Source organism: Halomonas sp. R57-5, assembly GCF_900070345.1.
GTDB classification, from domain to species: Bacteria; Pseudomonadota; Gammaproteobacteria; order Pseudomonadales; family Halomonadaceae; genus Vreelandella; species Vreelandella ventosae_B.
In genome coordinates this window covers 3202879-3218094 of sequence record NZ_LN813019.1, presented here as the reverse complement: position 1 = coordinate 3218094, position 15216 = coordinate 3202879, and the positions used below count along the sequence as shown (strand labels likewise).

The following is a 15216-nucleotide window of genomic DNA, read 5'->3' as shown; positions in this document are numbered from 1 at the left end:
GCAAACGCGGCTGTCGTCCAGCGACATTCCTAAGATTTTTTATTTCGTTGCGAGTAAGCACTCATGATGCAGTTAGGTTTCATTGATGCACAGTTTATTTCCTTTCTAGTAGCGATCACGCTGCTAACGATTAGCCCCGGTGTTGACACCCTGTTGGTGATTCGTAATACGGCGCGTGGGGGGATTAGGGATGGGGTTACCACCAGTCTTGCTATCTGCTGTGGCCTGTTTGTGCATGCCACGATCTCGGCGTTGGGCATCTCGCTGATCTTGCTGCAATCCGCCTGGGCGTTTCATATGCTGAAACTAGTGGGGGCGGGCTACCTCATTTGGCTGGGGATCACCAGCTTGTTGGCGGCGCGGAAAGGCCAGCCGCTGCCGGTTAATGGCGTGCTAGAGGGCACATCGGCTGTTTCTCGCTGGCAGCCGGTCAAAGAGGGCTTTTTGTCCAATGTGTTGAATCCTAAAACAGTGGTGTTCTATATGGCCTTTTTGCCTCAGTTCATCGCGCCCGGCGAGCCTGCTTTACTGAAGTCGCTGTGGTTGGCGGGGGTGCACTTTATCATCGCCAATATCTGGCAAATCGGCGTAGTGCTAATGGTGGGGAGTGCCGGTAAGTGGTTGGCCAGTGCGCGCTTTGCGCAAACGCTAAACGCCGCTACGGGGGCGGTATTGGTGGTGTTTGGTATTCGGCTGGCATTAACACAACGCCCGGTATAAACCGGGCGTTGGCGTCAATCTAAAGCAGAGGATGCGGTTTAGCGGCGGGCAAGTAGCGCCCGGTSGTAGCGCACCTGCTGTTCGTTATCGCTTAGCAGCGAAACGCCTTCGCTACTGCCGCCGTTGGCAAGGCTCTCAAAAATCACCCGATAGCTGAGCACCGCTTGGACGTAGTCGCGGGTCTCGCGGAAGGGGATGCTCTCCACAAACAGAYCGAAGGCTTCTACGCCATCGCCAAGCCACTGGTCGACGCGGCCAGGGCCTGCGTTATAGGCCGCCGCGGCGGCTAGGCGATTACCCTGATAGCGTTGCAGTTTATCGCGCAGGTAGGTGCTGCCCAGGCGGATATTAAGCTCGGGGTCGAGTACGCCGTAGGGGCCAGGGTCGTTAATACCCAGTTCGCGGCTGACTTGGCTAGCGGTGCCGGGCATCAACTGCATAAGCCCGCGGGCTCCTGCAGGTGATAGGGCGTTGGGGTTGTAAGCGCTTTCACGCCGGGTAATCGCCATCAATAAGTAGGGATCAACGCCCGTCATTCGGCCCCAATGCTGAAAACTGTCGTGGTAAGCCTGAGGGAAGCGCCAGTCCAAGGCGTCCCACATCTCGGCGGCAATGGTGGTCTGCACTAAGCGCGCATGCCACTGCTGCTGAGCGGCGTAGTCGGCTAATGCGCGCGCCTGCTGGGGAGAGCCGCTCTGTACCGCGTGTAACCACTCGCTGTTGGCCAGCCCATCTTCGCCAATGCGTAGCAAGGCCTCGGTGCGCTGTACGGCGGGGAGTTGGGCAACACGTTGGCGCGACGCTGCGTCAAAATGGTTGCGCTCAAGATTCAGTTGATAGGGTTGGCCAAGCTTTTCTGCTGCCGCAAAGCCGTAAAAACTGCGATCCTGGGAAGCCTGCTGGTAGCGCGCTTCTGCCGCTGCTTGATTGCCAAGCTGTCCGTTGGCGCGGCCCAGCCAATACTGCCAACGGCTATTCTCCTGCTGGCTAGCGGGCATTTCAGCGATCCAGTGGATAACCCCATTCCAGTCACGGCTGGCCAGCGCATGGCGGACCCGCAGCTCTAACACCCGCTCGCTGTCAAGTGTCGGTAATACGCCGTCGACCCAGCTAAGCGTGCCTGGGACATCCCGCACCAGAGCGTAAAAGGCAAGCTCTTCTTCGATGGCTGCACGGTCACTGGGCAGCAGGTTTAAGCGTGGTGATAGTGTTTGCCAAGCGGCAAAGGCTGCCGATGTATCTTCGCGGGTATAGCGCTGCATGGCAGCCTGGTAGAAGCTTGCCGTGGCGGCGCACTCCGGGCCTAGGCAAGCGGGCGCCTGGGTAATCGCGCTGCTGCGCGCTGCCACGCTATCGACCGTATCCAGGGCAGTTTGCCATTGGCCGCTTAATAACCCGCCAAGATAGCTTGAGAGGCGTGTTTCTCCTGCCTGCCAGGCGAGCATTTTGCGCTCCCAGATAGCCGTAGCGTCAATAGTGCCATTGGCCCGCAGACGCTCAAATAGCGGGTCGCAGGCGTCAGGTTGAGAGCTGCCTACACGCCATAAAGCTAACCCTGCCTCGCTCGCCAGTTGGGGTTGACTAGCGAGCAACGCCGTGTAGTAGTGGCATTGGCGAGCGGTGCCCGCCGGTTCACCGTCGGCTACCGCGAGCAGGTCGCTATAGCGCCCCGCGTGACCATACTTGGCAATGGCTTGACCGCGTATCCAGCCCGCTAACGGAGAGTCGGCGTATTGATCAATAAATTGCTGCACTCGGTCAGGGGAGACATTCGGCAGTTGTCCCCTTATGCGGTGGTATTCCACGTAGCCACGCAGCGTGTGGTCTTCAATGGCGCGTTCATCTACCCGCGCCCACTGCTGCTCCCTTGCGGCAGCGAGGGCATCACGTAACTCACTGTCTGAAGCCGCCCAGGAAAGCGCGGGTAACCCAGCCAGCAGTGCTGTACACAGCAGACGAGCGATATGGCGAAATGGCGAAACCAACATGGTGCTCTCTCTCTATCAATCGGTGGCACGTTATCTGGGCTCGGGAGCAGCCCACCTAGTTTGCTGAGCAACCGCTATACTGAACGAATACCCGCAGTCATGATCTGACCGCCCAGATACTTAAAGGATCTAATTACGATGGCCCCATTATCCACTTGGTGGTTCTTACGTCGACTCAAATCCCGCCTTTGGGCGACAAAACGCATTGTACGTGCGTTAAAACTGTTTATACCCATGACCCGCGATGTGCTCCGCGGTGATTTTCGGCCTATCCCCTGGTCAGCATTTGGCATGATGGCATTAGCGCTGGGCTATTTGATAATGCCCTTCGATCTGATTCCCGATTTTCTGATGCTAATCGGTGTGGTGGACGATGTACTGATTGTCGGCTGGCTGCTAAATCGTATCGATCAGCGCTTAGAGGGCTATCGGGCCTGGAAATATACCGATCCCGATATGACACCTTCTTAATACCCACGATTTGTTAACATTCCGCTGCTTGAAAAATCCCTGCTTAGCCCCATATCAAGTTCACGAAACCACTTTAAGCCCCTGCAGGTATCACGCAGGGGTACATGACTCAACGTGATTGATAAGGGCTAAGCGCATGACGACAGCTACCCACGAACAAGCGACCGACAAACCAGCCAACCACGAAGAAACCCTTGGCTTTCAAACCGAAGTTAAGCAACTGCTGAATTTAATGATTAMCTCCCTGTACTCCAACCGGGAGATATTCTTACGCGAGCTTATTTCAAACGCGGCAGATGCCTGCGACAAGCTGCGCTACGCGGCGCTTGATAACGATGCACTTTACGAAGGCGACAGCGAACTACGTATCGAAATCGAGCACGACAGTGAAGCCAACACCATCACGCTACGTGATAATGGTGTCGGTATGAACCGCGAAGACGTGATTGCCAACTTGGGTACCATCGCGCGCTCCGGTACCGCTGAGTTTCTCAAGCAGCTTTCCGGCGAGCAGCAGAAAGATGCCAAGCTGATCGGCCAGTTCGGCGTTGGCTTCTACTCGGGCTTTATTGTCGCTGATGAAATTTCGGTACGTACCCGCAAAGCGGGCACGCCAGCCGCCGAGGGCGTTGAATGGCGTTCAAAAGGGGAAGGCGAGTTTACCGTAGCCGATATCGAGCGTGCCCAGCACGGCACCGAAATTACCCTGCACCTGAAAGACGACGCCAAAGAGTTTGCCGACGATTATCGCCTGCAAGGCTTGGTGCGCAAGTACTCGGACCATATTGAAGTGCCTGTGCGCATGCCGAAAACGGAAACGGCGAAAGATGACGAAGGCAATCCCATCGAAGGTAGTGAAGTGACTACCTGGGAAACCGTAAACGAAGCGACGGCGCTTTGGTCGCGCCCCAAGAGCGAGGTTTCCGACGATGAGTACAAGGCGTTCTATAAGCACGTTGCGCACGATTTCTCTGACCCGCTGACCTGGAGCCACAACAAGGTCGAAGGCAAGCTTGAGTACACCAGCCTACTCTATGTGCCGGGTCGTGCGCCCTTTGATATGTTTGACCGCGACGGCGCCCGGGGCGTTAAGCTCTACGTCCAACGCGTGTTCATTATGGACGACGCTGAGCAGTTCCTGCCGCTCTATCTGCGCTTTGTCAAAGGCGTGCTGGATACCCGCGAACTGTCGCTCAACGTATCCCGCGAATTGCTCCAGCAAGMCCCCAATGTGGATAAGATCAAAGCGGCGCTCACCAAACGCGGCTTGGATATGCTCAAAAAGCTCGCCAAGGATAAAGAGCAGTATCAAACCTTTTGGAATACCTTCGGCAGCGTCCTTAAAGAAGGGCCGGGTGAAGATCCATCCAACCGCGAAAAAATTGCTGGTTTGCTGCGCTTTGCCTCAACCCACACCGATACAGCTACCCAAGAGCATGCGCTGGCAGACTACGTAGAGCGTATGAAAGAGGGTCAGCAGAAGATTTACTACGTGGTGGCGGATAGCTTCAATGCGGCCAAAAACAGCCCGCACCTGGAGATCTTCCGCAAAAAAGGCATCGAAGTGCTGCTGCTGTCTGATCGTATTGATGACTGGCTAATGAGCCATCTCACCGAGTTCGACGGCAAAACCTTTGCCGATGTGGCCAAGGGCGAGCTTGACCTTGGCGATGTGGAAAACGAAGAAGAGAAGAAAGCCCAGGAAGAGACCGCTAAAGCCAAAGAAGATTTGGTCAAGCGTGTTAAAGAAGCCCTGGGCGATGGCGTTCAAGAGGTCAAAGTGACCCACCGTCTTACCGATTCACCGGCCTGCGTGGTGCTGCCCGAGCATGAGATGGGCTACCAGATGCGCCGCATTATGGAGGCCGCTGGTCAGCCGCTGCCCGAGGTGAAGCCGATCCTTGAGCTTAACCCCAGCCATGCGCTGGTAGCCCGTTTGGAAGGTGCTGAAGGCGATCTGTTTACCCAGCTAGCCTACATCTTGCTGGATCAAGCGATCATCGCCGAGGGTGGCCACTTGGATGACCCTGCTGCCTACGTGAAGCGCCTGAATAGCGTTCTAACGGCTTAATAAAATACGCTGCGTTAACGACGACGGCCCGCTGGTTACCCCAGCGGGCCGTCTGTTTTGATAGAGTAGGGTTTACGTTCTGCAAGACTTCTTAGGACACTATTATTATGGCTGAGCAGCAAATCAACGTAGCGGTGCTGGGGGGCGGTAGTTTTGGTACGGCGCTGGCGAGTATTGCCGCTGACAACGGCGCCCGTGTTCGCCAGTGGATGCGTGATGAAACGCTGGTCACGCAAATCAACCAAGAGCACCGTAACGGACGTTATCTGCCGCATTACGCAATGAATCCGGCCATGGAGGCCTCAACCGACCTTCAAGCCGTGCTGGCCGACGCCGAGCTAGTGCTGATCGCGATTCCCTCCAAGGCTTTTCGCAGCGTCGTGCAAGCTGCGAAAGCATGGCTGAGGCCCGAGCAGATCCTGGTCAGTACGACTAAGGGAATTGAGCAGGATGGGTTTCTGCTGATGAGCCAAGTGCTTGAGCAGGAGACGGGCTTTAGCCATATTGGCGTGATTGCTGGCCCCAATCTGGCCTCTGAAATCGCCGATAAACAGCTAACCGCCACGGTGATTGCCAGTGCAGATCCGTTAACCCGCACTCGGGTTCAGCAGGCATTGGGCTGCCGCTATTTCCGCGTTTACGCCAGCGATGACCGCCACGGCGTTGAGCTGGGTGGTGCGCTGAAGAATATTTATGCCATTGCTGCCGGTATGGCGGCAGCGCTGGGCATGGGGGAAAACACCCGCAGCATGCTGATGACCCGCGCTTTAGCGGAAATGAGCCGCTTTGCCGTCGCCCAGGGGGCTAACCCGATGACCTTTTTAGGTCTAGCGGGGGTGGGGGATTTGATTGTTACCTGCTCGTCTAACCTGTCGCGCAATTACCGGGTCGGCTACGCCATGGGGGAAGGCCGCACGCTGGAAGAAGCGGTTGATGCGCTTGGTCAAGTCGCAGAAGGGGTGAATACCGTTAAGCTGGTATGCGCTAAAGCGAGTGAAATGGGCGTTTACATGCCGCTTGCTGAGGGCCTTAATCACGTGCTGTTTGACGGCGTACCTGCCCAGGATATGGCGCGTACCTTAATGATGGGTGAGCAGAGCAGTGACGTAGAGTTTATTCTGCCCCGTGAAGCGGTGCAGCAGGCGCATAGAGAAAATGGAGGCTGGCATGCCTGATATGCTAATGATGCGCCACGGCGAGGCCGCGCCGGGGTATCCCGACCRGGCGCGCCGGTTGACGCCTCACGGCGAGCTGGAAGCCGAAAAAATGGCGCGCTGGCTGGCCGAGCGTATTGCTGCGGGTGAGTTGCCAGTGCCGAGGGTTTATGCCAGCCCCTATGCCCGCGCGCAGCAGACCGCGCAAACGCTCTGTGACGCGCTGAAAACATCACTTGAGACGCTTGATTTTATTACCCCGGATGATTCCCCCGGTGCAGTAAGCGACTGGCTACTTGAGCAGCCTGAGGGCGCGCCAATTATGCTGGTCAGCCATATGCCGCTGGTGGGAGAGTTGGCCGGATTATTAGTCGAGGGTAGCCCAGCCCAGGGAGTTGGCTTCCCTACCGCCGCTATCGCCGAGCTTGAGGCTGACGTATGGGCGGCGGGGTGTGCACAGTTGAAGCGCTTTACCCAGCCCAGCCAGCTTTAAGAACCTTAAATGCCAAAAAAAGCGGSTGCCAATGCAGCCGCTAGTATTTGCAAGCTTTCAGATCCGAATCAGCTCGTAGCGGGGGTCTTTCGCCAGGGATGGCGAAAGTAGCGCCCAGGGAGGGGTTCACAGCGCCACCGCGAAGAGTTGTTCGGATCGTCTCCCTGTTACAACAACGCGTCGAGCTTCTCTTTTAGCAAGCCGTTAACCTGCTGGGGGTTGGCGGTGCCCCGTGATGCTTTCATCACCTGACCCACAAAGTAGCCAATCATCTTGCCGCGTTTTTCCGGCTCCGAGTCGCGGTACTGGGCGACCTGGGCGGGGCTGTCGGCAATCACTTGATCAATCATTGCTTCAATAGCGCCGGTGTCAGTCACCTGCTTGAGACCTTTGGCGTCAATCACCTCATCAGCGCTTTCACCCTGGCCATTCCACAATGCCTGGAAGACCTCTTTTGCGGCTTTGCCGTTAATGGTGTCATCCAACACGCGGCTGATCAGCTCGCCTAGCTGGCGGGCAGAAATCGGGCTATTGGCAATGCTTAGGTTTTCGCGGTTAAGTGCCCCGGAAAGCTCACCCTGAACCCAGTTGGCTGCTTGCTTGGCATCGCCACACTCGCTATGTACGGCTTCAAAAAATTCGGCCATATCGCGGCTGGCGGAGATGACGTTGGCGTCATAAGCAGACAGCCCCAGCGCATTCTGGAAGCGCTCGCGCTTATCCGCAGGCAGTTCGGGCAACTGGCCACGCAGGTGATCCAGGTAGGCTTGGTCAAGCACCACCGGCAGTAGGTCAGGACAGGGGAAGTAGCGGTAGTCGTTGGCCTCCTCCTTGGTGCGCATGCTGCGGGTTTCATCACGGTCAGGGTCGAACAGGCGGGTCTCTTGAACCACGCTGCCGCCATCTTCGATCAGTTCAATCTGGCGCTCAACCTCAAAGGCAATCGCACGTTCGACAAACCGGAATGAGTTAACGTTTTTAATTTCTGCACGGGTGCCAAAGGCTTCCTGACCTTTGGGGCGTACCGAGACGTTAACGTCGCAACGCATGGAGCCTTCCGCCATATTGCCGTCGGAAATGCCCAGGTAGGTCACGATGGAGTGAATCGCCTTGAGGTACGCCGCGGCTTCCTTGGCATTGCGCATATCCGGCTCAGAGACAATCTCCAGCAGCGGCGTGCCCGCCCGATTTAAGTCGATACCGGTCATGCCGTGAAAATCTTCATGCAGTGACTTGCCGGCATCCTCTTCCAGGTGAGCATGGTGGATGCGGATACGCTTGGTGCTGCCATCCTCCAGGGTAATCTCAACGTCGCCAGGGCCGACGATGGGGTGGTACATCTGGCTGGTTTGATAACCCTTGGGCAAGTCGGGGTAGAAGTAGTTTTTCCGGTCAAACACCGAGACTTCGGCGATATCCGCATGCACTGCCAGGCCAAACTGCACGGCCATGGCCACGGCCTGCTCATTGAGTACTGGCAGCACGCCGGGTAGGCCTAAATCCACTGCGCAGGCCTGGGTGTTTGGCTCAGCGCCAAACGCCGTGGAGGCACCGGAGAATATTTTTGAACGCGTTGCGAGCTGAACGTGGACTTCAAGCCCAATCACGGTTTCCCATTGCATTAGGCGTACTCCTCGGCAAAGGCAGGACGTTGTAAGTGCCAGTCGGTCGCTTGCTGAAACTGGTGTGCGACGTTAAGCAGCTGCGCTTCGGCAAAGTGGGTGCCCAGAATCTGGAGGCCGACGGGGCGGCCACCGGCAAACCCTGCCGGTACGCTGATGCCGGGAATGCCCGCCAGGTTCACCGCGATAGTGTAGATATCCTGCAGGTACATCGACACCGGGTCTTTTTTGGCCCCCAGGTCAAAGGCTGGCGTAGGCGAAGCGGGGCCCATCAGTACATCGACGTCTTCAAAGGCGTCCAGGAAGTCCTGACGGATCAAACGGCGCACCTGCTGGGCTTTGGTGTAGTAGGCGTCAAAGAAGCCTTCAGAGAGCGTGTGAGTGCCGATGAGAATGCGTCGTTTGACCTCTTCGCCAAAGCCCTCTGCACGGGAGCGGGTATACAGGTCAATCAAATCGCTGGGGTTGTCGCAGCGGTGACCAAAGCGCACGCCGTCGTAGCGGGACAGGTTCGACGAGGCCTCCGCGGGGGCGATGACGTAGTAGGCCGGAATCGCATAGTGGGTATGCGGCAGGCTAACTTCGCGCACCGTGGCGCCTAGTGACTCGTAGACTTTCACTGCTTCGCGGACGGCTTTTTCGACTTCCGGGGCTAAACCATCTCCAAAGTATTCTTTGGGAAGACCGATTTTAAGGCCTGAGAGCGGGGCGTTTAGGCCTTCCACATAGTCGGGCACGCCGCGGGCAACGCTGGTGGAGTCGCGGCCATCGTGACCCGCAATAACGCCTAACAGGTGGGCACAATCTTCAGCGCTGCGCGCCATTGGACCTGCCTGATCAAGGCTTGAGGCGTAGGCAATGATGCCAAAGCGCGAGACGCGACCATAGGTGGGCTTTAGGCCGGTAATGCCACAAAACGCCGCCGGTTGGCGAATAGAGCCGCCGGTGTCGGTGCCCATGGCGGCAGGCACCAAGCCTGCCGCCACTGCGGCCGCGCTGCCGCCTGAGCTGCCGCCGGGCACGGCTTGAAGATCCCAGGGGTTCTTAACCGGGCCGTAGTAGCTGTTTTCGTTGGAGGAGCCCATGGCGAACTCATCCATATTGGTTTTACCCAGGCTGATCGTGCCCGCTGCGTTGAGCTTTTCAACCACGGTGGCGTTATAGGGGGCGATAAAATTATCCAGCATTTTCGAGCCGCAGCTGGTTTTTACACCCTGAGTGCAAAAAATATCTTTCAGCGCCAGAGGAATGCCCGCCAGCGGCCCGGCGTTGCCCGCCGCTCTGGCGTTGTCGGCGACTTCAGCCTGTTTCAGCGCCTGCTCAGCGGTCACGCTGATAAAACTGTTCAGCTTGCCGTCAGCCTTGTCAATGCGCTGTAAATAGTGAGCGGTCAGCTCGCGGCTGGAAAACTCGCCGCTTTTCAAGGCGGCAGCGAGTTGCGTTAAGGTTTTCTCATGCATGACCCAGAAGCTCCGTTCAGGGGAGAAAAAAAGTGGCAATAGTGGTGGCTGCCAATGCTCGTATGCCGTTACTCAGCGTGTTTGTTCACTGAGTTTATTCAACGACGCGGGGCACCAGATACAGGCCATTTTCCACTGCCGGAGCACAGCGCTGAAAGGTGTCGCGCTGGTTGGTTTCCGTTACTTCATCGGCGCGCAGTCGCTGGGTCGCATCGAGCGGGTGGGCGAGCGGCATAACGCCTTCAGTATCGAGGCTTTGTAGCTGGTCGACCATGTCCAGAATCCGGCTTAGGTCGTCTACAAAGCCGCTGGCTTGGTCATCGCTGACGGCGAGTCGGGCCAAGTGAGCGGCCCGGCGCACATGAGATTCTTCAAGCGCCATGATCGAGTCTTCCTCGTAAATGTGATGGAACATAATCCGCTTTAAGCGGTATACATACCGATATCAAAAAATACGTCTTGTGTCGCAGACGTGGAAAATAGCCGCAAAAGGTACCACATCTTGGCCTTAACGGGCAGTGTTAGGCGCGACTCGTGCTTGCTGCCAGGGGGTTGCGGTGATACCGTTTGCATCCGCACAGGGTTCCCGGTCTGCACTAGGTAACAACATCCATGTTTAAACGTTTGAGGGGGCTGTTTTCCAGCGATCTATCGATCGACTTGGGTACGGCCAACACACTGATTTATGTACGCGGTCGCGGTATCGTGCTCGATGAGCCGTCCGTGGTTGCTATCCGCCAGTCTGGCAATATGCGCAGCGTCGCGGCAGTCGGTACCGATGCCAAGCGAATGCTGGGGCGCACGCCGGGTAATATTACCGCGATTCGGCCGATGAAAGATGGCGTTATTGCCGACTTCACCGTCACCGAACAGATGCTCCAGCATTTTATTCGCAAAGTTCACCAAAGCACCTTCTTGACCCCCAGCCCGCGTGTGCTGGTGTGCGTTCCTTGCATGTCAACGCAAGTAGAGCGTCGGGCGATTCGTGAGTCAGCAGAAGGTGCCGGTGCCCGCGAGGTGTTCTTGATTGAAGAACCCATGGCGGCGGCGATTGGCGCAGGCCTTCCAGTTGATGAAGCACAGGGGTCGATGGTGGTGGATATCGGTGGTGGTACCACCGAGATCGCGATCATTTCACTTAACGGCGTCGTCTACTCCGAATCTATTCGGGTGGGTGGCGACCGCTTTGATGAAGCCATTACCGCCTACGTGCGTCGTCACTACGGCAGCCTGATTGGTGAGGCAACGGCTGAGCGCATTAAGGAAGAAATTGGCTGCGCCTACCCCGGTGGCGAACTGCGCGAAATTGACGTGCGCGGGCGCAATCTGGCCGAAGGCATTCCACGTAGCTTTACGCTCAACTCCCACGAAACCCTGGAAGCGCTGCAAGAAACCTTGGGGTCTATCGTGGCCGCGATTAAGAGCGCTCTTGAACAGTCACCGCCTGAATTGGCGTCTGATATCGCCGAGCGAGGCTTGGTGTTAACGGGCGGTGGTGCGCTGTTGCGCGATCTGGACAAGCTGATTGCTGAAGAGACAGGTCTGCCGGTGATCGTTGCCGAAGATCCGTTGACCTGCGTTGCTCGCGGCGGTGGTAAAGCGCTGGAAATGATTGATCAGCACACCTTTGAGTTGCTGTCGAGCGACTAATCGCAGCGGTTAATTGCGGGGGGATTGCCTATTAAMCCGCTGTTTTCGCACGGGCCACTGCCGGGCTACCGGCTGTTTTTTTGTGTCCTGGCTGCCAGTGCATTGATGTTTGTCGACCAGAACTTCACGCGTATGGAGCAAGTCCGTGCGCAGATGTCGATGGTCGTTGCTCCTATTCAATGGGTCGTTAGTGTGCCTAGCGACCTGTTGAACTGGGGGTCGCTTGCGCTCTCTGATCAACAGGCGCTGGTGGATGAGAACCGCCGCCTGCGTGAGCAGATTCTCACCCTTTCCCATCGTGGTCAGCGGATGGCCAACCTGACGGCGGAAAACAGCGAACTGCGCGATTTGCTGAAGGCGGCGAAGCGGCGTGATATTCCCTATATCACGGCTGAGCTGCTGTCGCTGGATAATGACCCCTTTAGTCATCAGATGGTGGTTAACCGTGGCCATCGTAACGGCGCCTATGTAGGTCAGCCGGTCATCGATGCTTCTGGATTGGTGGGGCAAATTACCGCAGTCTCTGCTTACTCCAGCCGTGTGCTGCTATTGGCCGATGCCAGTCACGCCTTGCCGGTTCAGTTAAACCGCAATGGGCTGCGCTTTATTGTCCAGGGGGCGGGGCGTTACAGTAGCGTTAATGTGATGCACGTGCCTGATACGGCGGATATTCGCGAAGGTGATTTGTTGACCACATCGGGCTTGGCTGGGCGCTTTCCTCCGGGTTACCCCGTGGCGCGCGTTACTGAGGTGTACCACGATCCAGGCCAGCCATTTGCGCGCGTAACGGCCGAACCCATGGCGCAGTTGCAGCGTTCACGTCACTTCTTGTTGCTTTTCCCACCTCTGCGAGAGGAAGTGGAAGAGAGTGCCTGGGATGATACGCTGGATATCTCGGCAGAGGCATTGCGCTCCTCTCTTCAGCTCGCCAGTCCTGAAGAAGCGCTTCCCGCACAAAATGCATCATCTCCAGAGGTGCCCTGATGCCGCGAGCACCGATTGTTCCATTAGTGGTTATTTGGTTTAGTCTCATCCTAGCCCTCTGCTTGCAAGTTATGCCGCTAGCCGATGGCTGGCAGGTATATCGCCCTGAGTGGCTGGGGTTGATGCTGATCTACTGGTGTATGCGTACTCCCGACAGAGTGGGTGTTTTTCACGGCTTTGTACTGGGTATTTTGATGGATTTAATTGAAGGCACCGTGTTGGGGCAGCATGCGCTTATCTATGCGCTGTTGGCGTTTTTGTGTGCTCTGGTCTACCCCCGTTTTCGGGCCTATTCGCTGGTACAGCAGTCGGCACTGGTGCTGGTACTGTTGGGCTTGATGCAGCTAGTCGCCCAGTGGCTGCGCACTATCGTGGGTGATTTTTCAATTCATTTAGCGTTTTTGATTCCCGCGCTGATCAGTGCATTGCTATGGCCGTGGCTGGCGACGATGTTCCAGGCGTTAGAGCGCCGGTTGGCGGCTTCATGACGACGCCTGTTTTGTGCTTAGCGTCTGCTTCTCCACGCCGTCGGGCCTTGCTGGCTTCTATTGGGGTGCCGGTCAAGGTGTATCCCTGTGATATTGATGAGACGCCGCTGGTCGGTGAGTCGGCTCAAGCCTATGTACAGCGCTTAGCGATGGCCAAAGCTGAGGCGGCAGTGCCATTCACTGACCTGCCTACGCTAGGTTCAGATACCGCAGTGGTGGTCGATGGGCGTATTCTAGGTAAACCGGCGAATGCAGGGGAGGGCGCTGAAATGCTGGGGCTGCTTTCGGGTCGGTGCCATCAGGTGCTTACCGCCGTGGCAGTGAGTGGGCCGGCGGGGATGCTCTCTTGCTGTGTGGCCACTCAGGTGACGATGCGTGAGATAAGCGCCGATGAAATTGCTGCCTACTGGTGTACCGGTGAACCTGCTGATAAGGCCGGTGGTTACGCCATACAGGGATTGGCATCCATATTTGTAAAACAGATTCAAGGCAGTCACTCGGCAGTGGTAGGGCTACCGCTGTTTGAGACGACGCACTTGCTATGCCGACAGGGAGTTCCTATCTGGCAGCGTGTCTGACACCTTTGGATTGAAGGTATCGAGCACCTGTATCGCTGGCAAGGAATACGTCAACCAACAAGGAATTTTGCATGAGCGGTGAAGTTCTCATCAATTTAACGCCAATGGAAACCCGCGTCGCGCTGGTTGAAAATGGCGTTTTGCAAGAGGCACTGATCGAGCGTTCCCGTCGGCGTGGCATCGTGGGCAATATCTACAAAGGCAAAGTGGTTCGTGTACTGCCTGGCATGCAGGCTGCTTTTGTTGATATTGGCTTAGATCGGGCAGCGTTTATTCACGCCCACGAAGTGATGCCACCCGGCACACCGCTCGATGAGCAGCAGACCATCGGCCAGTTACTCCATGAGGGCCAGGCGTTAGTGGTACAAGCGACCAAAGACCCTATCGGTAGCAAAGGGGCGCGCTTAACCACGCACCTGTCGATCCCTTCTCGCTATCTGGTCTATATGCCCGATTCGCCGCATCACGGCGTTTCGCAGCGTATTGAGGATGAGCGCGAACGCGAACGGTTAAAAGCTCTGCTGGATAATAGCGTGGCGGAGCAGACGCTGGAAGTGACGGGGGGCTTTATTGTTCGTACGGCCGCGGAAGGCGTGGGTGACGAAGAGCTAAAAGGCGATATGCACTTTCTGCTGCGGCTGTGGCGTAAGGTTAGCGAGCGTAAAGTGACCGCGACGCCGCAAAGCGTGATTTACGATGATTTGCCGCTCTTTATGCGTACCCTGCGCGACGTAATGCGCGACGATATCGAAAAAGTGCGCATCGATTCGCGGGAAAACTTCGTCAAGCTGGTGGAGTTTGCCGAAGAGTTTATGCCCGACGCGGTGGAGCGGATTGAATACTACCCCGGCGAGCGGCCCATCTTTGATCTCTACAGCGTCGAAGATGAGATCCAAAAAGCCTTGGGGCGCAAGGTACAGCTGAAATCCGGTGGCTATCTGGTGATTGACCCCACTGAGGCAATGACCACCATTGATGTCAATACCGGGGGCTATGTTGGTCACCGCAACCTTGAAGAGACTATTTTCAAAACCAACCTTGAAGCAGCTACGGCCATTGCCCGCCAGCTTCGGTTGCGCAATCTGGGCGGCATTATCATTATCGACTTTATCGATATGGTCGATGTTGAGCATCAGCGTCAGGTGTTGCGGGTATTGGAAAAAGCCTTAGAGCGTGATCATGCCAAAACCAAGTGTACCGGCGTTACCGAGCTTGGCCTTGTTCAGCTTACCCGGAAACGCACCCGGGAGAGCCTAGAGCAAACGATGTGTGAAGCGTGCCCCACCTGCAGTGGGCGGGGCACGCTTAAAACGCCAGAAACCGTCTGCTACGAAATCTTTCGTGAGATACTGCGCGAAGAGCGCGCCTATAGTGCTGAAACCTACATGGTGCTTGCATCACAACCTGTCGTTGATCGTTTATTGGATGAAGAGTCAGCCGCGGTGGCTGACCTGGAGACGTTTATCAATAAAACCATCCGCTTTCAGGTTGAACAGCACTACTCCCAAGAGCAGTACGATATTGTGCTGATGTAACC

At 56.6% G+C, this 15216-nt stretch carries 14 protein-coding genes; 10 read left to right on the top strand and 4 right to left on the bottom strand.

Features of this window, described 5'->3' with window-relative positions; genetic code table 11:
- Positions 1-63 precede the first annotated feature (63 nt).
- Positions 64-720, top strand: coding sequence for a LysE family translocator (locus HALO_RS14865; RefSeq protein ID WP_035578298.1), 657 nt, complete (start codon positions 64-66; stop codon positions 718-720).
- A gap of 38 nt (positions 721-758) precedes the next feature.
- Here HALO_RS14865 and HALO_RS14860 read toward each other — a convergent pair whose 3' ends face one another.
- On the bottom strand, positions 759-2708 hold the full coding sequence (locus HALO_RS14860) for a transglycosylase SLT domain-containing protein (RefSeq protein ID WP_050713585.1): 1950 nt from the start codon (positions 2706-2708) through the stop codon (positions 759-761).
- 138 nt (positions 2709-2846) lie between these two features.
- Between HALO_RS14860 and HALO_RS14855 the strand changes: the two genes are divergently transcribed.
- From HALO_RS14855 to sixA, 4 genes are all read left to right on the top strand, one after another.
- On the top strand, positions 2847-3179 hold the full coding sequence (locus HALO_RS14855) for a YkvA family protein (protein WP_035578304.1): 333 nt from the start codon (positions 2847-2849) through the stop codon (positions 3177-3179).
- Positions 3180-3315: 136 nt separating this feature from the next.
- Positions 3316-5250: a molecular chaperone HtpG gene (htpG, locus tag HALO_RS14850; protein ID WP_050713584.1), complete on the top strand. Its 1935-nt coding sequence runs from the start codon at positions 3316-3318 to the stop codon at positions 5248-5250.
- Between the two features lie 107 nt (positions 5251-5357).
- Positions 5358-6425, top strand: a complete 1068-nt coding sequence (locus HALO_RS14845) for an NAD(P)H-dependent glycerol-3-phosphate dehydrogenase (protein ID WP_035578308.1) — start codon at positions 5358-5360, stop codon at positions 6423-6425.
- Entirely contained in the window at positions 6418-6897 is a 480-nt protein-coding gene (gene sixA, locus HALO_RS14840; RefSeq protein WP_050713583.1) for a phosphohistidine phosphatase SixA, read from the top strand. Before HALO_RS14845 ends, sixA begins: the two co-directional genes overlap by 8 nt.
- Positions 6898-7064: 167 nt before the next feature.
- Here sixA and gatB read toward each other — a convergent pair whose 3' ends face one another.
- The 3 genes from gatB to gatC all read right to left on the bottom strand — a co-directional run bounded on the left by gatB (position 7065) and on the right by gatC (position 10361).
- The gene (gatB, locus tag HALO_RS14835; RefSeq protein ID WP_035578314.1) at positions 7065-8519 is read right to left on the bottom strand and encodes an Asp-tRNA(Asn)/Glu-tRNA(Gln) amidotransferase subunit GatB; all 1455 of its coding nucleotides are present in this window, start codon (positions 8517-8519) and stop codon (positions 7065-7067) included.
- Positions 8519-9979 (bottom strand): Asp-tRNA(Asn)/Glu-tRNA(Gln) amidotransferase subunit GatA, encoded by a 1461-nt coding sequence (gene gatA / locus HALO_RS14830; RefSeq protein WP_035578317.1) that lies wholly within the window; start codon positions 9977-9979, stop codon positions 8519-8521. The genes gatB and gatA overlap by 1 nt, the downstream gene beginning before the upstream one ends.
- A 94-nt stretch (positions 9980-10073) precedes the next feature.
- Positions 10074-10361, bottom strand: a complete 288-nt coding sequence (gatC, locus tag HALO_RS14825) for an Asp-tRNA(Asn)/Glu-tRNA(Gln) amidotransferase subunit GatC (protein WP_035583239.1) — start codon at positions 10359-10361, stop codon at positions 10074-10076.
- 230 nt (positions 10362-10591) lie between these two features.
- Here gatC and HALO_RS14820 point away from each other — a divergent pair, with 230 nt between their 5' ends.
- The 5 genes from HALO_RS14820 to rng all read left to right on the top strand — a co-directional run bounded on the left by HALO_RS14820 (position 10592) and on the right by rng (position 15214).
- Complete coding sequence (locus HALO_RS14820) at positions 10592-11629, top strand: rod shape-determining protein (RefSeq protein WP_007114671.1); 1038 nt, start codon at positions 10592-10594, stop codon at positions 11627-11629.
- Positions 11630-11653: 24 nt separating this feature from the next.
- The gene (mreC, locus tag HALO_RS14815) at positions 11654-12613 is read left to right on the top strand and encodes a rod shape-determining protein MreC (protein WP_050713582.1); all 960 of its coding nucleotides are present in this window, start codon (positions 11654-11656) and stop codon (positions 12611-12613) included.
- Positions 12613-13101 carry a rod shape-determining protein MreD gene (gene mreD, locus HALO_RS14810; RefSeq protein ID WP_035578321.1) on the top strand — a complete coding sequence of 163 codons (489 nt, stop codon included), beginning with the start codon at positions 12613-12615 and terminating at the stop codon, positions 13099-13101. Before mreC ends, mreD begins: the two co-directional genes overlap by 1 nt.
- A complete protein-coding gene (locus tag HALO_RS14805) occupies positions 13098-13679 on the top strand; it encodes a Maf family protein (protein WP_035578324.1) in 582 nt (193 codons plus the stop codon). The genes mreD and HALO_RS14805 overlap by 4 nt, the downstream gene beginning before the upstream one ends.
- Positions 13680-13750: 71 nt before the next feature.
- Entirely contained in the window at positions 13751-15214 is a 1464-nt protein-coding gene (gene rng, locus HALO_RS14800; protein ID WP_035578327.1) for a ribonuclease G, read from the top strand.
- Positions 15215-15216 lie beyond the last annotated feature (2 nt).